Annotated in this window: 17 protein-coding genes; 4 read left to right on the top strand and 13 right to left on the bottom strand. The window is 69.4% G+C overall.

The annotated features are described in order from the left end of the window. Positions 1 to 68: 68 nt before the first annotated feature. Positions 69 to 275, bottom strand: a complete 207-nt coding sequence (locus tag AC3AP7_RS13235) for a Trm112 family protein (RefSeq protein ID WP_475762290.1) — start codon at positions 273 to 275, stop codon at positions 69 to 71. Continuing rightward, complete coding sequence (gene lpxK / locus AC3AP7_RS13230; RefSeq protein ID WP_475762292.1) at positions 256 to 1,272, bottom strand: tetraacyldisaccharide 4'-kinase; 1,017 nt, start codon at positions 1,270 to 1,272, stop codon at positions 256 to 258. Before lpxK ends, AC3AP7_RS13235 begins: the two co-directional genes overlap by 20 nt. A gap of 599 nt (positions 1,273 to 1,871) precedes the next feature. Here lpxK and xseA point away from each other — a divergent pair. Together xseA and sodB are read left to right on the top strand one after the other, a co-directional pair. Further along, positions 1,872 to 3,251, top strand: a complete 1,380-nt coding sequence (gene xseA / locus AC3AP7_RS13225; protein ID WP_475762294.1) for an exodeoxyribonuclease VII large subunit — start codon at positions 1,872 to 1,874, stop codon at positions 3,249 to 3,251. Positions 3,252 to 3,446: 195 nt separating this feature from the next. Next, positions 3,447 to 4,025: a superoxide dismutase [Fe] gene (sodB, locus tag AC3AP7_RS13220; RefSeq protein ID WP_475762297.1), complete on the top strand. Its 579-nt coding sequence runs from the start codon at positions 3,447 to 3,449 to the stop codon at positions 4,023 to 4,025. A gap of 192 nt (positions 4,026 to 4,217) precedes the next feature. Here the strand turns inward: sodB and AC3AP7_RS13215 are convergent, their stop codons facing one another. The 4 genes from AC3AP7_RS13215 to AC3AP7_RS13200 form a co-directional block, all read right to left on the bottom strand. Next, the gene (locus tag AC3AP7_RS13215; RefSeq protein ID WP_475762299.1) at positions 4,218 to 5,606 is read right to left on the bottom strand and encodes an NYN domain-containing protein; all 1,389 of its coding nucleotides are present in this window, start codon (positions 5,604 to 5,606) and stop codon (positions 4,218 to 4,220) included. A gap of 249 nt (positions 5,607 to 5,855) precedes the next feature. After that, entirely contained in the window at positions 5,856 to 7,130 is a 1,275-nt protein-coding gene (locus AC3AP7_RS13210; protein ID WP_475767936.1) for an EAL domain-containing protein, read from the bottom strand. A 339-nt stretch (positions 7,131 to 7,469) separates the two neighbouring features. Next, a complete protein-coding gene (gene mdtD, locus AC3AP7_RS13205) occupies positions 7,470 to 8,927 on the bottom strand; it encodes a multidrug transporter subunit MdtD (protein ID WP_475762301.1) in 1,458 nt (485 codons plus the stop codon). Positions 8,928 to 9,014: 87 nt separating this feature from the next. Beyond that, a complete protein-coding gene (locus AC3AP7_RS13200) occupies positions 9,015 to 10,244 on the bottom strand; it encodes a citrate/2-methylcitrate synthase (RefSeq protein ID WP_475762303.1) in 1,230 nt (409 codons plus the stop codon). A gap of 143 nt (positions 10,245 to 10,387) precedes the next feature. On the opposite strand from AC3AP7_RS13200, the gene AC3AP7_RS13195 reads away from it, so the two are divergent. Further along, positions 10,388 to 11,782 (top strand): CoA transferase, encoded by a 1,395-nt coding sequence (locus AC3AP7_RS13195; RefSeq protein WP_475762305.1) that lies wholly within the window; start codon positions 10,388 to 10,390, stop codon positions 11,780 to 11,782. Positions 11,783 to 11,797: 15 nt separating this feature from the next. On the opposite strand, the gene AC3AP7_RS13190 is transcribed toward AC3AP7_RS13195, so the two are convergent. Beyond that, the gene (locus tag AC3AP7_RS13190) at positions 11,798 to 12,544 is read right to left on the bottom strand and encodes a GntR family transcriptional regulator (RefSeq protein ID WP_475762307.1); all 747 of its coding nucleotides are present in this window, start codon (positions 12,542 to 12,544) and stop codon (positions 11,798 to 11,800) included. Positions 12,545 to 12,681: 137 nt separating this feature from the next. On the opposite strand from AC3AP7_RS13190, the gene AC3AP7_RS13185 reads away from it, so the two are divergent. After that, on the top strand, positions 12,682 to 13,527 hold the full coding sequence (locus tag AC3AP7_RS13185) for an aldo/keto reductase (protein WP_475762309.1): 846 nt from the start codon (positions 12,682 to 12,684) through the stop codon (positions 13,525 to 13,527). Here the strand turns inward: AC3AP7_RS13185 and AC3AP7_RS13180 are convergent. The 6 genes from AC3AP7_RS13180 to AC3AP7_RS13155 all read right to left on the bottom strand — a co-directional run bounded on the left by AC3AP7_RS13180 (position 13,522) and on the right by AC3AP7_RS13155 (position 21,444). Continuing rightward, positions 13,522 to 14,157, bottom strand: coding sequence for a hypothetical protein (locus tag AC3AP7_RS13180; RefSeq protein ID WP_475762311.1), 636 nt, complete (start codon positions 14,155 to 14,157; stop codon positions 13,522 to 13,524). The genes AC3AP7_RS13185 and AC3AP7_RS13180 overlap by 6 nt on opposite strands. A 921-nt stretch (positions 14,158 to 15,078) precedes the next feature. Then, positions 15,079 to 17,226: an ABC transporter ATP-binding protein gene (locus AC3AP7_RS13175; RefSeq protein WP_475762313.1), complete on the bottom strand. Its 2,148-nt coding sequence runs from the start codon at positions 17,224 to 17,226 to the stop codon at positions 15,079 to 15,081. Continuing rightward, positions 17,223 to 18,080, bottom strand: coding sequence for an ABC transporter permease (locus AC3AP7_RS13170; RefSeq protein ID WP_475762315.1), 858 nt, complete (start codon positions 18,078 to 18,080; stop codon positions 17,223 to 17,225). Before AC3AP7_RS13170 ends, AC3AP7_RS13175 begins: the two co-directional genes overlap by 4 nt. Beyond that, the gene (locus AC3AP7_RS13165) at positions 18,077 to 19,087 is read right to left on the bottom strand and encodes an ABC transporter permease (protein WP_475762317.1); all 1,011 of its coding nucleotides are present in this window, start codon (positions 19,085 to 19,087) and stop codon (positions 18,077 to 18,079) included. Before AC3AP7_RS13165 ends, AC3AP7_RS13170 begins: the two co-directional genes overlap by 4 nt. An 18-nt stretch (positions 19,088 to 19,105) precedes the next feature. Next, positions 19,106 to 20,758, bottom strand: a complete 1,653-nt coding sequence (locus tag AC3AP7_RS13160) for an ABC transporter substrate-binding protein (protein WP_475762319.1) — start codon at positions 20,756 to 20,758, stop codon at positions 19,106 to 19,108. Positions 20,759 to 20,937: 179 nt separating this feature from the next. Continuing rightward, entirely contained in the window at positions 20,938 to 21,444 is a 507-nt protein-coding gene (locus tag AC3AP7_RS13155) for a cupin domain-containing protein (RefSeq protein WP_475762321.1), read from the bottom strand. Positions 21,445 to 21,458: the final 14 nt, after the last annotated feature.

Below are 21,458 nucleotides of genomic sequence, written 5' to 3'. Positions count from 1 at the left end.
AAGCCACCCGCTACGCTCCGGCCGAGACCGCGCGCCGCAGGCCGCGCAGACTCGCGCACGACGACGTATCACGCGCCGGGCGCAGGACCGACGGGCTCGACCGGCGTGCCTTCGACGGTTTGCCGCGCTTCGTCGACGAGCATCACCGGGATGCCGTCGCGGATCGGGTAAGCCAGCTTGTCGGCACTGCAGATGAGTTCCTGCGCGGCGCGATCGTAGCTGAGCGGGCCCTTGCAGATCGGGCAGACGAGGATTTCAAGCAGACGGGCGTCCACGGACTTTCTCCACGACGAGTTCAATCAGGCGGTGATCCAATGCGGCTTCGACCGGGACGACCCAGATCCGCGCATCGTGCCAGGCCCCCAATTTTACCGCATCCTTCTCGGTGATCAGGATCGCGTCCGCGTCGACGTCCGCGAACGGGCTCGCGCGATACGCGTAATGATCGGGCAACGCGCGGGTCGCGGGCGCGAGGCCGGCTGCGCGCAGCGTCGCGAAGAACCGCTCGGGCGCGCCGATGCCGGCGGCGGCCAGCACGCGCTCGCCGGCGAATTGCGCGAGCGGCCGGCGCAGCGCCGGGTCGCCGAGATGCCACGCGTCGCCCGGGACGAGCCGCAGCGCGAACGTGTTCGGCCACGACGGGAGCGCGCGCGCGTACGGGTCGTTGACGAGCGTCGCGTCGCGGCGCCGCGACAGCGGTTCGCGCAACGGACCGGCCGGCAGCAGGAAGCCGTTGCCGCCGAGCCGGTGATCGAACACGACCAGTTCGACGTCGCGCGCGAGGCGGTAGTGCTGCAGGCCGTCGTCGCTGACGATCACGTCGACGTCGCGGTGCGCCGCGCACAGCGCGCGGGCGGCGGCGACGCGGTCCGGGCTGACCCAGACGGGCGCCCCGGTGCGGCGGGCGATCAGCAGCGGCTCGTCGCCGCCGCTGCCGGCCGATGACGCCGCGGTGATCGGCGTCGGCCGGTCGACACGCGCGCCGTAGCCGCGCGACACGACGCCGGGGTGAAAGCCGGCGGCGCGCAAGGCCTCGACCATCGCGATGACGGTGGGCGTCTTGCCGGTGCCGCCAACGGTCACGTTACCGACCACGACCACCGGCACGCCGACCCGGACGGCCTTGCGCCAGCCGAGCGCAAAGCTTGCGCGCCGGGCAAGCGCGAGCGCGCCGAACAGCCCGGCAAGCGGCAGCAGCGTCCACGCGAAGGGCCCGCGCCGCTGCCATTCGCGGGCGATGCGCGCTTCGAGCGGCTGCTTCAGGCTACTCATGCCGGGGGCGCCGGCAGACGCGGCCGGGCGGGAGCGGGGAGGCGCGTCGGGGCGCGATACGCGGGACACGCGGGGCACGCGAGGCAACGGGCAAGGCAACTCTCCGGGCGAAGGGAACAGGACACGGACCACCCGCCCCGTGCCGTGACGCGGGCGACGCGGGCAGCATGGCGACGCGGCGAGCGGAACGGAAGCAAACGAGGCGCGACGTCCTGCACGCGCGGCGCGACGGAAGCTTCCGGAACCCGGCACTGTAGCGTGCGAGCGTCCCGCGCCGCAAGTCGGCCCGCCGCCAGCGGGCGGGCTCGCGGCCGTCTCCGCGCGTCGACGTCTGTGGATAACTTTGTGGAAAATTGGCGTTTGAAATGGCTGGAACGCCGTCCATACGCGGCTTCTGTCGGGATGCGACTACGTTGTGAGTTTGTAAAGTGTATAAAAATCAATAACTTGCTTCGATTCTATCGGCGTTCGCGGGCAATCTGGATGTGCTGGTCCGCGACTTCCCGCCATGTGGACACTTTTAACAATCTGCGCGCCGCGCTGGACGGGCGGCCCCGTCCAGTCTATTGTCGGGGCGGCCTGCCACTTCAATTCCCCGCATGAATTCCGACTCTCCGTTTGCCTCTCCCGCGACCTCAGGCAGCGATGCCGTCATCCCCGTCTCGGCGCTCAATCGCGCGATCGGCACGATGCTCGAACGCTCGTTCCCGCTCGTCTGGGTGTCCGGCGAGGTGTCGAATTTCACGCGCGCGGCGAGCGGCCACTGGTATTTCTCGATCAAGGACGCGCAGGCGCAGATGCGCTGCGTGATGTTCCGCGGCCGCGCGCAGTACGCCGAGTTCACGCCGCGCGAAGGCGACCGGATCGAAGTGCGCGCGCTCGTCACGATGTACGAGCCGCGCGGCGAGCTGCAGCTGAACGTCGAAGCGCTTCGGCGCACCGGCCAGGGCCGGCTGTTCGAGGCGTTCCTGAAACTGAAGGCGCAGCTCGAAGCCGAGGGTCTTTTCGCGCCCGCGCGCAAGCGGCCGCTGCCCGCCCATCCGCGCGCGATCGGCGTGGTGACGTCGCTGCAGGCGGCGGCGCTGCGCGACGTGCTGACCACGCTGCAGCGCCGCGCGCCGCACATTCCGGTGATCGTCTACCCGGCGCCGGTGCAGGGCGCGGGCGCCGGCGCGAAACTCGCGGCCATGATCGAGACCGCGAACGCGCGGCGCGACGCGGACGTGCTGATCGTCTGCCGCGGCGGCGGCTCGATCGAGGACCTGTGGGCGTTCAACGAAGAGGGGCTTGCGCGGGCGATCGCGGCCAGCGCGATCCCGGTGGTGAGCGGCGTGGGTCACGAGACGGACTTCACGATTGCCGATTTTGCCGCCGACGTGCGTGCGCCGACCCCCACCGGCGCAGCCGAGCTCGTCAGCCCGCAGCGCGCGCTGCTGCTGCGCGCGCTCGATCAGCATTACACGGCGCTGGCCCGCGGCTTCGACCGGCAGTTCGAGCGCCGCGCGCAACAGCTCGACTGGCTTGCGCGCCGGCTCGTGTCGCCCGCCGAGCGGCTTGCGCGGCAGCGGACGCATCTGCAGCAGCTTGCGGCGCGGCTGGCATCGGCCGGCGGACAGCGGGCACGCGACGTGCGTGCTCGCCTGATGCTGTTGCAGATGCGCTGGCAGCGCGCGCGGCCCGATCTGACCGTGCATCGCTCGACGGGCGACGCGCTGGCTCAGCGTCTGCACACGGCGATGTCGCGCCAGGCCGAGCGGCGGCATGCGCGGGTCGAGACGCTCGCCGCGCGGCTCGACGTACTGAGTCCGCAGCGCACGCTCGAACGCGGCTATGCCGCGCTGCTCGATCCGTCGAACGGCCGCGCGGTGCGCGCGCCGGCGGCATTGAAGCCGGGCCGCAAGCTGAGCGTGCACCTGGCCGACGGCGCGGCGGACATCACGCTGGCCGATGTGCAGCCCCGCCTTGCTGACAGCTTTTGAAAGGCATTGCCGTGATCGTGCGCCACGCGTGCGCACGCGGACCGCAGCACGAATGAGGCCGCGTGTGCAGTGCGATCACGGATGAAGTGCATAAAGTCCGCTGGTTTGCGGGGTTATTCCAAGTCGCCTACAATCGTTTGCTCGACAGCGTGATCCGCAAACCGACTCCCCACACACAGATAGAAGGAAAGCACCATGGAACATACGCTCCCGCCGTTGCCGTACGCGAAGAATGCGCTCGCTCCGCACATGTCCGAAGAGACGCTCGAGTTTCACTACGGCAAGCATCACCAGGCCTATGTGACCAACCTGAACAATCTGATCAAGGGCACGGAGTTCGAAAACCTGTCGCTTGAAGAGATCGTCAAGAAGGCCTCGGGCGGCATCTTCAACAACGCGGCGCAGATCTGGAATCACACGTTCTTCTGGAACAGCCTGTCGCCGCAGGGCGGTGGCGCACCGAAGGGCGCGCTTGCCGATGCGATCAATGCGAAGTGGGGCTCTTACGACGCCTTCAAGGAAGCCTTCACGAAGACCGCCGTCGGAACGTTCGGTTCGGGCTGGGCATGGCTTGTGAGGAAGGCAGACGGCTCGCTCGATCTCGTCTCGACGAGCAACGCCGCCACGCCGCTCACCACCGACGCGAAGCCGCTGCTGACGATCGACGTCTGGGAACACGCGTACTACATCGATTACCGCAACGCACGTCCGAAATTCGTCGAAGCGTTCTGGAATATCGTGAACTGGTCGTTCGCCGAAAAGAATTTCGCGTAAATTGCGCGCGACGCGCTTATCCGTGTAACGCGGACAACGCGCGGCACCGCTGAAGAAAGCCCTCGCTTGCGAGGGCTTTCTGTTTTTTGTCTTCTGCTTTGTGTCTTCTGCTTTGTGTCTTCCGCCTTGTGCTTTCCGCCTTTGGGGCTGACGCGCATGGTGCGATCCGCAATCGTGGCGCGCGCCTTTTTACTATTCGGCGGCTGGCGTGGCGGCCGGCTTGCGCGGGCGCCTTCCATGCGCGGCGGATTTGCGTGCGCTCTTGCGTGCGGCGGGTGCGTCCACCGCGGGGTCGGGCGTGTCAGCCTGTCCGCCTCGGGCATCGGCGACCACGGGCGGCGGCGCGGCCGGCCGCGCTGGTTTCGCGGCGGCTTTGCGGCTACCGGTACGGCCGCCGCGTTTGCGCGCGGCCGGCGGGGCGGCTTCGGCGTCTGCGCTCGCGGCGGGCGTGTCGTCCCGGGCGACAGGCTCGCCGCCGAACAGATCGGCGGTCATCGTTTGCCGTTCGCGCGCAGGCGCTTCGACGCGCGGCTCGTGCCGTGTCAGCGCGTCGTGCGGCTCATGTGTTTCGCGTCTTTCGTGTGGCTCGTGCGCTTCGTGCCGCTCGTGCGCTTCGTGTGTCTCATGCGCCTCATGCGCCTCATGCGCCTCGTGTGGCGCTGCAGCCTCGGCCTCAGCCGCGGCTGCCACCACGCGCGGCTTGCGCGTCGGGGCAGCCGGTTCCGCTGACGCCTCCAGGTTCGCCGCGACGCTCGTGCTCCGGTACACATACGCGCCGGATTTCTCGTCGCGGCCAAACTCCAGCAGTCCGCGCGCCTGCGCTTCTTCGAGCAGATTGCCGAATGCGCGGAACCCGTAATACGTTTCGTTGAAATCGGGCTGGCGGCGCTTGATCGCATTCTTCAGCACCGAGGCCCAGATCTTGCCGCTGTCGCCGCGCTCGGAGGCGAGCGCATCGAAGGTCTGCACCGCCATTTCGACGGCCTGTGTGCGGCGTGTTTCGAGGTCCTGCTTCGGGGCCTTGTCCTCATTCGACGCGCGTTTTGCCGTGGCGCCGGGCTGAGCCTGGCGCGCGGTGTCGCGCTTCGCGACGCTGCGCTGGTTTTCGCGCACGAGATTGTCGTAGAAGATGAATTCGTCGCAGTTTGCAATCAGCAGATCCGATGTCGATTGCCGCACGCCCACGCCGATCACCTGTTTCGCGTTTTCGCGCAGCTTCGAGACGAGCGGCGAAAAATCGGAATCGCCGCTGATGATGACGAAGGTGTTGACGTGCGATTTCGTATAGCACAGATCGAGCGCATCGACGACGAGGCGAATGTCCGCCGAGTTCTTGCCCGACTGGCGCACGTGCGGAATCTCGATCAGCTCGAAGCTCGCTTCGTGCATCGCGCCCTTGAAGCTCTTGTAGCGCTCCCAGTCGCAATACGCTTTCTTCACGACGATGCTGCCCTTCAGCAGCAGGCGTTCGAGGACCAGCTTGATGTCGAATTTTTCGTAGTTGGCATCGCGCACGCCGAGCGCAACGTTTTCGAAATCGCAGAACAGCGCCATGCTGATCGTGTCGTTGGGTGACGCCATGTCGTTCTCCAGTAAGGCAGCCGTCGCACAGGACGTATCGCGCACATCATAACGATACTCGCGGACAAAGCGGCATTTTGCCGGAGACGCGCGGTCGAACCAGCCTTCGAAGCCAGGCGGGACGATGCGCGCGGATGGCGGTCAGGACGGCCGGCGCGCGACGAAGCGCACCGCCGGCAGCGCGCGAGAGGGCGCCACGCACGGGCACGGCGCGCGAGTCACATGCCACTGTGCGCGGGCCGCGCGGGTTCAGTTGCGATGGGCGGCGACTTCCCAGTTGATATCGACGCACAGCACCTGCATGCCGTGCGCGGTCTGCGCGGCGATCGACGCGGTCACGCACAGGTGCGCTTCGTTGATCGACAGGTAGGGCGGCGTCAGATGGACCTGTCCCGGTGTGCGCATCGCACCGATGAAGTAAGGCCGGCGCTCCCAGCTTGCGCCCTCCGAATGCAGCAGCGGCCGGAAGCGCTTGGCGCGCTGCGAGGCGCGGCCCGGCGGCTGCACGTTGTCGCCGATCTGCCGGCCCGATGCATCGAGCAGGAAGCAGCGCGCCGTTTCGCCGAGCGCGAGCAGCGGCGCGCTCGCCCTCGTCACCGGTTCGCCGGCCGTGAGTTGCGCGCCGGCGGTTTCGAGCGCGCTCACGTACGGGGCGAGACGCGCTGCCTGTGCACGCTCGCGCAGCGCGACACGTTCGCGCAGCGCGGCGGTGAGCGCATCCATCAGTCCGGCCGCGGCCTGCGGCTGCACCGGATCGACGCTTGGCGCGGCGAAATGCGCGCCCTGCACGAAATCGACGTTGCATTCGAGCGCGATCAGCGCATCGCGCTCGGTCGACAGTCCGCCCATCAGCACGAGTTGCCCTGATTCGTGCAGCAGCGACACGAGCCCCGGCAGCACGCGTTCGATGTGCGAATGCTCGCTGGCCTGGGCGAGGATGCAGCGGTCGAGCGTGACGATGTCGGGGCGCAGGTTCCACACGCGGTCGATGTTCGAGTGCTTCGCGCCGAAGCCGTCCAGCGCGATCAGGAAGCCCGACTTGCGCAGCGCGTCGATGATCTCCGCAAAGCGCGTGGTCTCGCCGCCCGCCTGCTCCGAGACTTCCAGCACGACCCGCTGCGCGGAGAGTCCGAGCGCCTTCAGCCCCGCGAGCAGCGCGTCGCCGTAGCTCGTGTCCATCAGCGCGGCGGGATGCAGGCTCAGGAAGAGCCATTCGTCATGGCTGTCGAACGCGTTGAAGTTGCCCAGGTGCAGCGATTCGGCGAGCCGGCCGAGTTCGAGCAGATCGCCGCGCCGGGCGGCTTGCGTGAACACTTCGTGCGACGGCACCTGGCGGCCCGTTTCGTCGCGCGCGCGCAGCGAGGCGTGGTAGCCGATCGCACGCCGGTGCGATACCGAGAACACCGGCTGGAACACGCTGAACACCGTGTAGCCGCCGTACAGCACGGTGCGCCGTGAGCCTTCGTCGCCGGCCACGGGGCGGGGCGGCTGGAAGCCGGGTGGGTCGAGTTCGAGCATGCTCATCATGGATCGGTCGGTCGGAAGCGGGGCGCGGGACGGGCGTGTCGTGCGCCAGTTTACAGCATAGTCGAGCAAGAACCGTGCGCACGGGAAAAGCGCGGCACGCGCGTCGCGACGTTTCGCCTCAGGTGTCGATTGCACGTCCGGTCGCGGGTCCGTTGGTCTGTTCCGCCGTGTGTCCCGCTGTGTGTCCGGCTGTGTGTCTGACTGTGTCTCCGACCGCCTGTTCGATCGCGTATTTGACGATGGCGCCGTTCGTGCACGCGGGCGCGGTACCCCGCAGTGCGCACCGGATTGGTGCGCACTGCGCCCCGTCACGGGTCCGCGCGTTCGCGCAGCCGGTCAGGTGCGCTCGGACGGATCGGTCTTTCTCGCAGGCTGCCGGATGTCGGACGACAGCTGCGCGAAGATCCACGACGAGCAGGCCGTGATAATGCCGACGCACAGGAACGTCGCGTGAAACGCGGGCAGCGTGTTTGCTTCGGTGACCTTGTGAATCAGTCCGGTGAAGGTGGTCAGCATCGCGCCCGCGACCGTGACGCCGAGGCTCATCGACAGCATCTGCACGAGCGAGAACAGGCTGTTGCCGCTGCTCGCGCCGCCGGTGCCGAGATCCTTCAGCGTGAGCGTGTTCATCGCGGTGAACTGCATCGAGTTCACGCCGCCGAAGAACGCCAGTTGCAGGAGGCGCAGCCACAGCGGCTGCGCGGCGGCGGTCAGCGAGAAGCTCGCCATCGCGAGGCCGACGAGAATCGTGTTGGTGACGAGCACGCGCCGGTAGCCGTACTTTGTGATCAGCGACGTAGCAAGGCGCTTCGACGTCATGCCGGCCGCGGCGACCGGCAGCATCATCAGGCCGGATTCGAAGGCCGTATAGCCGAGGCTCACCTGCAGCAGCAGCGGAATCAGATAGGGCATCGCGCCGCTGCCGATGCGCGCGAACAGGTTGCCGAGCAGCCCGACGCTGAACGTGTGGATCTTGAACAGGTCGAGCGAGAAGAGCGGATGCGGCACGCGCACCGCATGCAGCCCGTAGGCGACGAAGCATGCGAGGCTCAGGATCAGCAGCACGAGCACGGCGGCGTGCGGGATGCCGAGTTCGGCATGGCCGTCGAGCGCGAACGAGATCGCGACCATGCCGACGATCAGCAGCACGTAGCCCGCCATGTCGAAGCCTTGTGTCTGCGGATTGCGGCTGTCGTGCATGAAGATGAACGTGGCGATGCAGCCGGCCACGCCGACCGGCACGTTGATCAGGAAGATCCAGTGCCACGAGGCGATCTTCACGAGCCAGCCGCCGAGCGTCGGGCCGATCAGCGGGCCGATCAGGCCCGGTATCGCGACGAACGACAGCGCGGGCAGATAGCGCTCGGCCGGGAACGTGCGCAGCACCGCGAGCCGGCCGACCGGCAGCAGCATCGCGCCGCCGACGCCCTGGATCACGCGGTACAGCACCAGCTGGTTCAGTGTTTGCGCGTTGGCGCACAGCAGCGAGCCGAGCGTGAACACGAGGATCGCGCTGAAGAACACCATCCGCGTGCCGAGCTTGTCGGCGAGCCAGCCGGAGACGGGGATCATCACCGCCATCGTCAGCGAGTAGGCGATCACGACCGACTGCATGCGCAGCGGCAACTCGCCGAGGCTCGTCGCCATCGCGGGCAGCGCGGTGTTGACGATCGTCGAGTCGAGGGTCTGCATGAAGAAGCCGGTGGCGACGAGCCACAGCATCACCGTCAGCGTGCGGTCGCTGGGCGCGGCGGCGGCCTGGCGGGAGGGGACGACAGTGGGCGGTCTGGTCATGGAAGTCGGCTGCTGACGCACCCGGAGCGGGCAGGGGGCTTCATTTTAGGGAAATCCACGCGGCTGTGCAGCGGCGTGCGCGACGGCTCACGGCCCCGTGGGGTAGTCACCGACGTAGCGTGCCCGCGGACGAATCAGGCGCGCGTCGGCGGCCTGCTCGAGCGCGTGCGCGATCCACCCGACGACGCGGCCCAGCGCGAACAGCGTGAACGCGGCGCCGGCCGGCAGCCCGAGTACGTGTTCGAGCGCCGCGAGCGCGAAATCGACCGTCGGCGCGCTGCCTGTCGTTTCGCGTACCGCGTGCGCAAGTGCCTCGACGCGCGCGAGCGGCGAGCGCGCGGGCGCGCATTCGGCGAGCAGCGCGAGCAGCACGCGGGCGCGCGGGTCGCCGTGCGGATAGAGCGGGTGGCCGAAGCCGGGCAGCACCGCGCCGGCGCGGCCGTCGTTCGGGTGCGCGAGCCGCGTCGCGAGATAGCGGTCGAGATCGGGGGCGCGGGCGGCCTCGTCGAGCAGCGCGGCGACGCGCGCTGTTTCGCCGCCGTGGCGCGGACCCGACAGCGCGGCGAGCCCGCCCGCGATCGCGCCGAACAGATGCGTGCCGGTCGACGTGATGCAGCGCACCGTGAAGGTCGACGCGTTCAGCTCGTGGTCCGCGCACGCGACGAGCGCCGCGCGCAGCAGCCCGGCCTGCGGCCGGCTGCGGATGCCCCAGGCCGCCGCCAGCTGGCGGTGCACCGGCTCGTTCGACGGCGCGCCGGCAATCATTGCCGCGGCGAGCAGGCGCATCACCGTGCACGCGGTATCGAGCTGCGCGTCGCGCCCCTGCGCCCAGACGCGCGGCATCTGCGCGGCGGCCGCGGGCAGCAGCACGGCGGCGCGATCGAGCGGCGAGCTGTCGCTCCACAACTTCAGCCACGCATTCCACTGCGCGGCGGCGAGCGGCGCGGCGGGCGCATCGGCGATCCGCCGCGCGCTGCAGTCCCACAGCAGCGCCGCGACCTCTTCGAGCGACGCGCTGCGGGCGAGCAGCGTCGCGTCGCGGCCGCGATAGTAGAGCTGGCCGTCGGCGATCAGCGTGATCGACGATTCGAGCACCGGCACGCCCCAGTCGAGCACCTTCTGCGCGACCTTGCCGGCCCGCTTGCCGTCCGCCTTGCGGCGCGCGAGCCGGCGCACTTCGGCCGCGTCGTAGACACGGTGGCGGCCGCGCGCGTCGGGCGTGGAGCGCAGCATCCCGCGGCTCACGTACGCGTAGAGCGTCGGCACGCTGATGCCGAGCAGATGGGCAGCTTCAGGGGCGGTCAGGTGGGTCGGCATGTCGGGCTGCGCGAGGCGCGATATAAAGAAGACGGAAAACCGGAAAAATCAATCTATATTGATTCTATTCATCAAGATTGATCGATGCTGGATCGAATTCTAGACTCGCATCAGCACTTTGACGACACTTTCCGGCGCATACCATGACTCCCGACCTCGCACTTTGCCATCTCTGGACGATCGCCGGCTGCGATCCCAAGGCGCTTGCCCACGTTGCGCTGCACGGCGCCGACCCGGGCCTGCCGTCGGTGTTTCGCGTCGGTACGCTGGCGAGCGCGACGATCGGCGCTGCCGCGCTGGCCGCGGCCGAGTGCGACCGGTTGCGCACCGGCCGCGTGCAGCAGGTCGAGCTCGACATGCGGCGCGCGCTGGTCGCGTTCCGCAGCGAGCGTTACCTGCGCGTGAATGGCGGGCCGCCGCCGCCGCTGCGCGACCCCGTCACGGGGTTTTACGCGACCCGCGACGACCGCTGGATCCAGTTGCACACGAACTTTCCCCATCATCTGGGCGGGGTGCTGAAGGTGCTGGGCTGCGCGAACGGCCGCCCCGCCGTGGCCGAGGCGATCCGCGGCTGGGACGGCGCATCGCTCGACCAGGCGCTCGCGGACGCGGGCCTGTGCGCGGCGCTGATCCGCGCGCCGCACGAATGGGATGCGCTCGAGCAGGCGCAGGCCGTGGCCGCGCTGCCGCTGTTCGAGATCGTCCGGATCGGCGACGCGCCGCCGGAGCCGGTCGGCCGCGGCAGCGCGGACCGGCCGCTGGGGGGCACGCGCGTGCTCGATCTGTCGCGCATCATTGCCGGTCCGGTGGCGGGACGCACGCTCGCCCAGCACGGCGCGCAGGTGCTGCTCGTGAACGGCCCGCATTTGCCGAATATCGCGCCGCTCGTCATTGACAACGGCCGCGGCAAGCGCTCGGCCACGCTCGATCTGCGCGAGGCCGCCGCGTGCGATCAACTGCGCGTGCTGGCGGCCGGCGCGGACGTGTTCCTGCAGGCGTACCGGCCCGGCGCGCTGGCGGCGCGCGGCTTTTCGCCCGAAGCGCTGGCCGCAGAGCGGCCGGGCATCGTCTATGTGTCGGTGTCGGCGTATGGGCATCGCGGACCGTGGTCGCAGCGGCGCGGCTTCGACAGTCTCGTGCAGTCCGCGAGCGGCATTGCATGGAGCGAGCGCGAAGCGGTGCACGGCGTCGAGCCGAAGCATTTGCCCTGTCAGGCGCTCGATCACGCGACGGGCTATCTTGCCGCGTTCGGCGCGATGGCGGCGCTCGCGCGCCGCGCGACCGAAGGCGGAAGCTGGCACGTGCGGGTCTCGCTCGCGCAGACCGGGCGCTGGCTGCAGCAGATGGGGCGGGTCGAGGACGGCTGGCGCGCGCCGGACGTCGGCTTCGACGACGTGCAGGATTGCCTTGCGCGCGTGGCCTCGCCGTTCGGCGAGGTGCTCGGCACGCAGCCGGCCGAGCGGCTCAGCCTCACGCCGCCGTTCTTCGCGCGTCCGCCGGTGCCGATCGGCAGCGACGCGCCGTGCTGGCTCGACTGACGCGCGCCGCCCGCGCTACTTGCGCAGCTCCGCGACGAAATCGTAGTAGTCGTTGCGGCAGTAGGTGTCGGTGAGCTCGATCGCGCGCTGCTCGGCCGTGTAGCCGACGCGCGTGATCAGCAGCAGCGCCTCGTTCGGCGCGATGCTCATCTGCTGCGCGATGTCCTCGCTCGCATTGACCGCGCGAAAGTGCTGCAGCGCGCGCACGATGCCGAGCCCGCGCTGTTCGAGATAGCTGTAGAGCGAATCGCCGATCGCGTGCGGGTCGGGGATCAGCGCGGCGGGAAAGGTCGAATTCTCGACTGCCATCACGATGCCGTCCGCGAGGCGCAGGCGCTTGAGCCGCGTGACGGCGGCGTTCGGCGACAGGCCGAGCTGGATCACTTCGTCGCGGCTCGCCGGCAGGATTTCGCGCGAGAGCCATTGCGAACTCGGGCTGAAGCCGCGTCGCCGCAGCATCTCGCTGAAGCTCGACAGGCGCGACAGCGGATCCTCGTAGCGCGGCGTGATGAAGCTGCCCGCGCCCTGGGTGCGGCGGATCAGGCCTTGCTCGACGAGCAGCGCGATCGCCTTGCGCGCGGTGATGCGCGACACGCCGAGCGCGTCCGACAGCACCCGCTCGGACGGCAGCGCCTCGCCGGGATTCCAGCGGTTTTCGTGGATCGCGCTGGCGAGCTTGCGGGCGAGCTGCAGGTAAAGCGGCGTATCGTTTTCCGGGTCCGGACGCAGGTCGCGCCAGCGGTCTTCCGAGGCTGTATTCATGGGGCGGACGCAAGAAGGGCGAGCGGCAATTCTATGACATCGGCGCGTCGCGTTATAGCGGGCTTTTGCGGACGTCGCGCCCGCGGGTCGCCAACGCGGCTACACTGGGGCGCGAACCCGCAACCTGAGGAGAGAACATGACGACCGACATCGCCACGGTGAGCCTGCCGGACGGCGAGCGTATTCCGAAGCTCGGCCAGGGCACATGGGAAATGGGCGAGCAGCCCGCCCGGCGGGCCGCCGAGATCGCCGCGCTGCGCGAGGGGATCGAACTCGGGATGACGCTGATCGACACCGCCGAGATGTACGGCGAAGGCGCCACCGAAAGCCTGCTGGGCGATGCGCTCGCGGGTCTGCGCGAAAGTGTGTTTCTCGTGAGCAAGGTGTATCCGCACAATGCGAGCCGGCGCGGCGTGCAAGCCGCGTGCGAGCGCAGCCTGCAGCGCCTGAAGACGGACCGGCTCGATCTGTACCTGCTTCACTGGCGGGGCGGGGTGCCGCTTGCGGAGACCGTCGAGGGTTTCGAGGCGTTGCGCCGCGCGGGCAAGATCCGTCACTGGGGCGTCAGCAACTTCGATACCGACGATATGGAGGAACTGTGCGCGGTGGCGGACGGCGAGCGATGCGCGACGAATCAGATTCTCTATAACGTTGCGCGGCGCGGCCCCGAATTCGATCTGCTGCCGTGGCTGGCCGCGCACCGGATGCCGGCGATGGCCTACAGTCCGGTGGATCATGCGCGCTTGCCGAAGCGCTCGCCGCTCGACGATATCGCCGATGCGCACGGGGTCTCGGTGTTTCAGGTCGCGCTCGCGTGGGCGCTGCGCCAGCCGGGCGTGTTCGCGATTCCGAAGGCGGCGCGTGCGGAACACGTCCGCGACAATCGTCGCGCGCTCGACCTGCGGCTCGATGCGCACCAGTGTGCGGCAATCGACGCGTATTTCAGGCCGCCGCGCAGCAAGCGCGCGCTGGAGATGCTATAGCGCGATTGTCCGGGGCACCGACGGCCACTCGCGTCCCGGCTCTGGCGGTGACGCCCGACCGGGGGATCGGGACATCACCGCCGTCGCTTGCCGAGAGGTGACGATCGGCTGCACGGTCGACCAGATGCCGGGAAAGCGGATCGGGGGCTCCGCGTTCCGGGATCTAGTGTCCCTTGCCGCCACCACTGCTGCCGCCACCACCTTTGCCTCCGGCGCCGCCTTTACCGAAGCCGCCGCCGAAGCCGCCACCAAAGCCACCACCGAATCCGCCCGCCGGGCCGCCGCCGCACCCGCAGCCGCCTCCCATTCCGCCGCCGAAGCCGCCGCCAGGGCCGCCACCGCCGGGGCCACCGCCACCACCGCCACCGCCACCACCGCCACCACCGCCACCACCGCCACCACCGCCACCACCGCCACCACCGCCACCACCGCCACCACCGCCACCACCGCCACCACCGCCACCACCGCCACCACCGCCACCACCGCCACCACCGCCACCACCGCCACCACCGCCACCACCGCCACCACCGCCACCGCCGCCACCGCCACCGCCACCACCACCACCACCGCCACCGCCACCACCACCACCACCACCACCACCACCGCCGCCACTGCTTCCGCTTCCGCCACCTCGACTGCCGCCGGCGCTCGCGCCGCCGCCGACGCCGCCCACTCCGCTGGAGCCGCTGGAGCCGCCGTTCGCGCCGCTTCCAGCGCCCGAAGCGCTCGCCGTGCCACCGCCGCGCGGATGCCGTGCGCAGTGCCCGGTGCTGTCCTCGGTGCAGTTGGACAACTGAAACACCGCAGCGATGTCTTCAGCGGCCGTTGCAGCGTAGGCCGCGGCGCTCGTTGCCGCTGCGTTCCCCTGCGCCGGCTGCGTCGATACCCCCGCGCCGCTCGCCATCACAGGCGCAGCCGCATGCATCGTTGAACCCGGACTGGCGCCGCCGCCATCGGCGGCTGATGCGGTCTGGGATGCGAGCAGCATCACAGTCGCTGTCAATCCTATAAGCCCCTTCGTTAACCCGTAGTAGTGCTGATTGAATTTATTGGTGTCCATGACTGCTCTCCCGAGGAGCCTCGGGCGCCTCGTCGCCGTCGTCTCGCACGCGGTTACTGTCGCGGCGGGTCCGTCTGGATGCGGACCTCATCGCGCCCCGAGTCCGTGGCGCGTGCCAGTCGATATGCTGTCAGGGACGCGTCGCGTTTGCTGCGATGACCTGTCGTACAGGTCATCAGCGGCACCGGCAGGCCTGCACCGCTTCCTCCGTTGCGCGCCTTTCTGTCGGGCGCGATGGCGGCGGAGCACAGCAGAGCGCGCGAGCGTGGACCGTCGAAACGGTTCTCGACGCGCGTCGATGCGTCCGCAGCCGGGGCGTGCATGGTGTGCCGGATGCCGCCTGTTCTTTAGCGATATCCATGCCATTGCTGTCAAAGCCCCGTCCTGCTTGACGCGCCAGAGGCACCTCGGGCCGCGATGCAATTGAAATGACGAAAAACGTTTCGGACTTGAAACGCCGTCCTCGGGCGAGCGGGTTAGCGGTGGCGCGCTCAGTCCGTGCGTTGACACTGCAGCACACGCAACTCGTCGACCGGGATGTGGCAGCGGATCCGGTGTTCGGGCGCCGCGTCGGCAAACGGCGGATCGTCGGTTTCGCAGCGCGTGCCGAGCTTGCGCGGACAGCTCGGGTGGAAGATGCAGCCGGACACAGGCGTCGGCGCAGCCGCGGACGGGGTTGCGGACGAACTTGCGGACGAGGTTGAGGCTGAAGCCGCCGGCTCGCCGGTCATTCGGACCCGTTCCGGCAGCGGGCTACCGGACATGGGCATCGCGGACAGCAATACTTCGGTGTACGGATGATGTGGCCCGTCGAAAACCCGTGCGGCCGGACCGATTTCGAGCAGGCGGCCGCCGTACAGCACGGCGATCCGGTCCGACAGGTAACGCACGACATTCAGATCGTGCGAGATGAACAGGTAGCTGACGCCGCGCGCGCGCTGCAGGTCCGCCAGCAGATTGAGGATCGCGGCCTGCACCGAGACGTCGAGCGCCGACGTCGGCTCGTCGCACACGATGACGCGCGGCGCGCCGGCGAACGCGCGCGCGATCGCGACCCGCTGCTTGAGCCCGCCGGACAGATGACGGGTGCGCACGTCGAGATAGCGCCCCGGCAGGCGGACGGCCTCGGCGAGTTCGGCGAGCCGTGCCGTGCGCGCGGCGCCGCGCAGCCCGGCGAGTCGCGCGAGCGGCCGGCCGATCAGTCGTTTGACCGCGAGCGCGCGATTGAGCGCGGCATCCGGGTTCTGGAAGACGCTCTGCAGCGCGACGATCTGCGCGCGGGTGCGCCGCGTGACGCGCGCGGCGAGCGGGGCGCCGTCGAGCGCGATGACGCCGCCCGCGTCGGGTGCGAGCAGGCCGAGCAGCAGCTTCGCGAGCGTGGTCTTGCCGCTGCCGGATTCGCCGACGAGCCCGAGCGTTTCGCCGGCCGCGAGTTCGAGCGAGACGTCGTCGAGCGCGCGCAACGCCGGGCCCGATGCGTCAAAAGTCTTCGATACCCGTTCGATGCGCAGCACCGGCGCGACGGGGCGCGCAACCGGCTGCGCGTGGGCCCGCGCGTCGTCGCCGGCGGCAGTCGCGGCCGGACTCGTGCGCGGCAGCGCGTGCGCGCGTTCGTGATAGTGGCAGCGCGCCATCTGCTCGCCGTGCGCGGCGGCGACGCGCGCCGGCGGCGGCGTGTCGCGGCGGCAGCGTTCGTCCGCGAGACCGCAGCGCGGCGCATACAGGCAGCCCGGCAGCGCCGGCCCCGCGGCTGGCAGCTCGCCCGCGATCGTGTCGAGCCGCGCGCGCGTCTTGTCACGGCCGGCGCCGGGCAGGCAGCGCAGCAGCCCGACCGTATACGGATGGCGCGGTGCGCCGAACACGTCGGCGCTCGCGCCTTCCTCGATGAGCCGGCCCGCGTACAGCACGCCGACGCGCTCGCACATGCGCGCAATCACCGCGAGGTTGTGGCTCACGAACAGCACGGCGGTGCCCAGTTCCGCGCGCAGCTGGGCGATCAGATCGAGCACCTGGGCCTCGACGGTCGCGTCGAGGCCGGTGGTCGGTTCGTCGAGAATCAGCAGCGTCGGGTTCGATGCGAGCGCCATCGCGATCACTGCGCGCTGCTGCATGCCGCCCGAGATCTGATGCGGGTAGCTGTGCATGACCCGCGCGGGGTCGCCGATGCGCATGCGCAACAGCATGTCGTGTGCGTGCGCAATCGCGTCGGCGCGGCGCTCGCCGGCCGCTTCGAATGCCTCGGCGACCTGGCGGCCGATGGTGAGCGTCGGATTGAGCGCCCGCCCGGGGTCCTGATAGACCATCGATACGGTGCGCGCCCGCAGCGTGCGCAGTGCGCCGGCATCGAGCGCATGCACGTCGTGGCCGCCGATCAGCACGCGGCCGGCCTGCAATGCGCCGTTGCGCGGCAGGTAGCGCAGCGCCGCGAGTGCGAGCGTCGATTTGCCGCAACCGGATTCGCCGACGAGACCGTACGCCTCGCCGCGCCTCACGCACAGCGAGACGTCCTGCAGCACGGGGCGCACGCGCCCGTGCGTGCGATACGCGACGCTCAGGCCGATCACGGTGAGCGCATCGTCCTGCGCGCTGCGCGACGGATCTGGGGCGGGGAACGCGGCGGCGTCGGTCGGTCGGTTCATCGGGCGAGCGTTTCCTGCAGGCTGTCGGCGATCAGGTTCACCGCGATCACGAGCGACGCGATCGCGGCGGCGTCGAACACGACCGTCCACCACGCGCCGCCGGCCATCAGCGTGTACGACTCGGATAGCGCCAGCCCCCAGTCCGCCGACGGCGGCTGGATGCCGAAGCCGAGAAACGACAGCGTGGCGGCCGCGAAGATCGCATAGCCGAGGCGCACCGTGGCCTCGACGATGATCGGCGGCAGCACGTTAGGCAGGATTTCCGCGAACATGATGTAGAGCGCGTGCTCGCCGCGCAGCTCGGCTGCGGCGATGTAGTCGAGGTGGCGCTCGGCGATCACGGCGGCGCGCACGGTGCGCGCGGTGATCGGTGCGAACGTGATGCCGATCACGACAATCACCGTCAGATTCGACGCGCCGACTGCCGCCAGCGCAAGCAGCGCGACGATCACGAGCGGCAGCGCGAGCACGGCGTCGATCGCGCGGCCGATCGCGTGATCGACCCAGCCGCCGAAGTAGCCGAGCGCGAGTCCCAGTGCGGTGCCGGCGAGCGTGCCGAGCAGCGTCGCCAGCGGCGCGACGGTCAGGATGTCGCGCGCGCCGGCGAGCACGCGCGAGAACACGTCGCGGCCGAGCGCGTCGGTGCCGAACCAGTGCAGGTGGCCAGGCGGCAACAGCGCGTTCAGCGGATCGGACGCGTACGGGTCGTAGGGCGCGATCGACGGTCCCGCGAGCGCGCAGACGAGCCATCCGATCAGGATCGCGCAGCCCACGAGAAACGCGGGCGAGCGCAGCAGCGCGCGCAGCGGCGTTGCGCGCGCGCCGTCGGCGGCGGCCGGCAGCGTCGCGCTCATGCGCTGCGCGCGACGCGCAGCCGCGGATCGAGCAGCCGGTGCAGCGCATCGGCGAGCAGGTTGGCGAGCGTGTAGACGACGCCGATGCTCAGCACGCCGGCCTCGAGCATCGGAAAGTCGCGCGCCTTCGCGGCGTTGTAGATCAGCGAGCCGATCCCCTGGTAATGAAACAGCGTCTCGACGACGACGAGGCCGCCGATCATGTAGCCGAGCTGCGTGGCCGATACCGTGATCGTCGGCAGCAGCGCGTTGCGCAGCACGTGCCGGCCGATCACGGTGCGGCGCGGCAGGCCCTTCAGTACCGCGGTGCGGGTGTAATCGGCATCGAGCGCTTCGATCGTGCCCGCGCGCGCCATGCGCGCGATATAGCCGAAGAACACGAATACGAGCGGCAACACCGGCAGCACGAGATGCTTTAGTTGCACGAGCGCGCTCGCCCCGGGCGGGGCGCTTGCCTCGATGGGCAGCCAGCGCAGCACGATGCCGAACACGAGAATCAGCGCGATCGACGATACGAACTCGGGCACGACCGTCGCGGCGAGGCCCGCGATACTGAGCAGGCGGTCGATCCAGCGGCCCGCGTGCAGTGCGGCCCATACGCCGCCGGCGATGCCGAGCGGCACCACGATCGCGAACGCGAGCAGCCCCAGTTGTGCCGAGTGCGCGAGCGCGTCGGCGATGAACGGCGCGACCGGCGCACGGTACGCGTAGGAGACGCCCATGTCGCCGCGCACGATGTGCGCGAGCCAGCTGACGTATTGCGTGACGAGCGGCCGGTCCGCGCCGAGCTGATGATCGAGCGCGGCGACCGCGCGCGCGTCGGCGAGCGGCCCGAGGATCGCGCGGCCGATATCGCCGGGCAGCCACTGGCCGCCCACGAAGACGATCAGCGACAGCAGCCACAGCGTGACGAGCGACAGCGCGATGCGCGTCGCGAGAAAGCGCGCGGCGGCGCCGAACGGGCGCGCTGTCCTGGGCGGGGTGGCCAAAGCCTTGGCGGTCGGCATCGAATCCTTGCGGCGGGCTCAGGCGGACAGCGTCACGCGGTCGAAATAGAGCTGCTGGAGCGCGGTGAAGCGCATGCCCTGTACCGCGCTGCGCGTCGCGACCAGCTGGTCGAAGAAGAACGGGATGATCACCGGCGTTTCGTCGAGCAGCAGGCGCTGGATCTGCCCGGAGATCTTGCGCTGCGACGCGAGATCGATGGCGGCGACGAACTGTGCGACGAGTGCGTCGTACTGCGGGTTGCGGAAATGCGCGGCGTTCCACGTGCCGTGGCTCGACAGCGTCGCGTTCAGAAATACGTTCGGGATGCCCCGGTGGCCGTAGTCGGTCATGCCGAGCGGCGCGTCGAGCCAGTCCGATTTGCCCGGCGTGCCTGCGCCGTAATACTGCGACTGGCTCTCGACTTTCAGCGCGATGCGGATGCCGACGGCCTTCGCGGCATTTTGCACGACCACCGCGAGGTCGGACATCTCCATGTACTTTTCGGTGGTGAGCGTCACGTCGAAGCCGTTCGGCACGCCTGCCTGCGCGAGCAGCGCTTTCGCTTTCGCCACGTCGATGTGCCGCTGCGGCACGCCGGCGTTCGACGACGGAAATACCGGCGCGAACGGGCTGTCGTTGCCGAGCTGCGCACGGCCGCGAAACAGCCCGCGCACGATCACGTCGCGATCCAGCGACAGCGCGAGCGCTTCGCGCACGCGTTTGTCGCGAAAGAGCGGGCTGTCGTTGCGCATGTGGATCTGCCGGTGCGCGCTCGACCGCACGCCCATTACCCTGAAGCCCGGATTGTTCAGGATGCCGGCGCCGCCCTGCACCGAGAAGGTGCCCATGACGTCGGCCGCGCCGCCTTGCAGCGCGAGGATCTGGGCCGGCTCGTCCGCATAGAACGCAAACTGCACGCGCTCGGGCAGCGCCTTTTCACCCCAATAATCAGGATTGCGTACGAATGCCGCACCGACCTTCGGCGTGTAGTGATCGAGCCGGAACGGGCCGGTGCCGATGAAGGTTTTTTCGTAGTTGCCGGTGTAGCTGGCCGGCAGCATGATCGCGTTGTAATTGTCCGACGACACGTAATACGGGAAGTTGCCGTTCGGCGCATCCAGATGGAAGGCGACCGTGTGATCGTCGAGCGCGCGCGTGCCGCCTTTGGACAGCACACCCTTGAGGGCGGACAGCGCGGCCGAGCCGCTGGCGGGATCCGCGAGACGGTCGAAGGTTGCGACCACATCTTTCGCGGTGAACGGCTGGCCGTCGCTGAACCGGACGTTCGGGCGCAGCCGGAAGGTCCACACATCGCCCTTGTCGTTCGGCTTCCACGACAGCGCGAGCGCGGGCTTCAGATGCGCCTGCGCGTCGTCGTCGACGAGGAATTCGCCGGTCTGGTTGAGCAGCGCGAGGCCGCCCGCGTCGCTCACCGTCAGCGGATCGATCGCGCCGGCGGGCATCAGGTGCGCGACACGCACCGTCGCGCCGGCGCCGCCCTGGGCGCGCGCGAGCGGCATATCGAGCAGGCCGGTGCCGGCGAGCGACAGGCCGATCACGCTTGCGTAGCGCAGCAGGTCGCGGCGCGACAGGCGTCCGGCGGCAAATTCGTCGAGCGCGTGATGGCCGTACTGATCGGCGTGGCGGCGGGCGGGAGCGAGTATGACAGGGCGATCCGCGGGAATTTTCATCAGGGGCGTATCCGGTCCGTTGAGGTGAGACGCGGCAGGCGCGTCTCACCTGACGCTGGTTCGATGGCGGGGAGTCGCTTCAGTGTAAGCGATTGACGGAGGATGGGGAACGGCTGCCCGTTCGCCTGCGTATCGGGGTATCGGCGTATCGGCGTATCGGCGCCGCGCGTGACTGCGCATCAGCTTTCGTGCGGATGCCGATGGATCGGGTCGACCCAGTACACGGTTTCGGGGGCTTCGACCGCGTCGATGTTCAGGTTCACGACCACCGCCTCGTTGTCGCTGCGCACCAGCACGCATTCGAGCGGGTCGTCGGTGCTGGCGTTGATCTCCTGATGCGGCACGTAGGGCGGCACGAAGATGAAGTCGCCGGGCCCCGCTTCGGCCGTGAATTCCAGGTGTTCGCCCCAGCGCATCCGCGCATGGCCGCGCACCACGTAGATCACGCTTTCGAGCGCGCCGTGATGATGCGCACCGGTCTTCGCGTTCGGATGAATCGTCACGGTGCCGGCCCACAGTTTCTGTGCGCCGGCGCGTGCCGCGTCGATCGCCGCGGCACGGTTCATGCCGGGGGTTTGGGCGGTGTTCGCGTCGAGCTGGTCGCCGCGGATCACCTTCACGCCGTGCTCGCGCCAGTCGCGCGGCGCCGTGCCGGCTGCGTCGGGGTGTTCGTGATGCTCGCTCATCGGTTGGCTCCTCG

This window comes from Paraburkholderia sp. PAMB 6770, assembly GCF_057748135.1.
This window is presented reverse-complemented; position numbering and strand designations above follow the sequence as displayed.

Excerpts from the sequence above, each read along its gene's own strand:
- AC3AP7_RS13210 (WP_475767936.1), bottom strand. The coding sequence starts at position 7,130 with ATGAGCATGCTCGAACTCGACCCACCCGGCTTCCAGCCGCCCCGCCCC.
- sodB (WP_475762297.1), top strand. The coding sequence starts at position 3,447 with ATGGAACATACGCTCCCGCCGTTGCCGTACGCGAAGAATGCGCTCGCT.
- AC3AP7_RS13170 (WP_475762315.1), bottom strand. The coding sequence starts at position 18,080 with ATGAGCGCGACGCTGCCGGCCGCCGCCGACGGCGCGCGCGCAACGCCG.
- mdtD (WP_475762301.1), bottom strand. The coding sequence starts at position 8,927 with ATGACCAGACCGCCCACTGTCGTCCCCTCCCGCCAGGCCGCCGCCGCG.
- AC3AP7_RS13165 (WP_475762317.1), bottom strand. The coding sequence starts at position 19,087 with ATGCCGACCGCCAAGGCTTTGGCCACCCCGCCCAGGACAGCGCGCCCG.
- xseA (WP_475762294.1), top strand. The coding sequence starts at position 1,872 with ATGAATTCCGACTCTCCGTTTGCCTCTCCCGCGACCTCAGGCAGCGAT.
- AC3AP7_RS13190 (WP_475762307.1), bottom strand. The coding sequence starts at position 12,544 with ATGAATACAGCCTCGGAAGACCGCTGGCGCGACCTGCGTCCGGACCCG.
- AC3AP7_RS13195 (WP_475762305.1), top strand. The coding sequence starts at position 10,388 with ATGACTCCCGACCTCGCACTTTGCCATCTCTGGACGATCGCCGGCTGC.
- AC3AP7_RS13160 (WP_475762319.1), bottom strand. The coding sequence starts at position 20,758 with ATGAAAATTCCCGCGGATCGCCCTGTCATACTCGCTCCCGCCCGCCGC.
- AC3AP7_RS13215 (WP_475762299.1), bottom strand. The coding sequence starts at position 5,606 with ATGGCGTCACCCAACGACACGATCAGCATGGCGCTGTTCTGCGATTTC.
- AC3AP7_RS13175 (WP_475762313.1), bottom strand. The coding sequence starts at position 17,226 with ATGAACCGACCGACCGACGCCGCCGCGTTCCCCGCCCCAGATCCGTCG.
- AC3AP7_RS13200 (WP_475762303.1), bottom strand. The coding sequence starts at position 10,244 with ATGCCGACCCACCTGACCGCCCCTGAAGCTGCCCATCTGCTCGGCATC.
- AC3AP7_RS13185 (WP_475762309.1), top strand. The coding sequence starts at position 12,682 with ATGACGACCGACATCGCCACGGTGAGCCTGCCGGACGGCGAGCGTATT.
- AC3AP7_RS13155 (WP_475762321.1), bottom strand. The coding sequence starts at position 21,444 with ATGAGCGAGCATCACGAACACCCCGACGCAGCCGGCACGGCGCCGCGC.
- lpxK (WP_475762292.1), bottom strand. The coding sequence starts at position 1,272 with ATGAGTAGCCTGAAGCAGCCGCTCGAAGCGCGCATCGCCCGCGAATGG.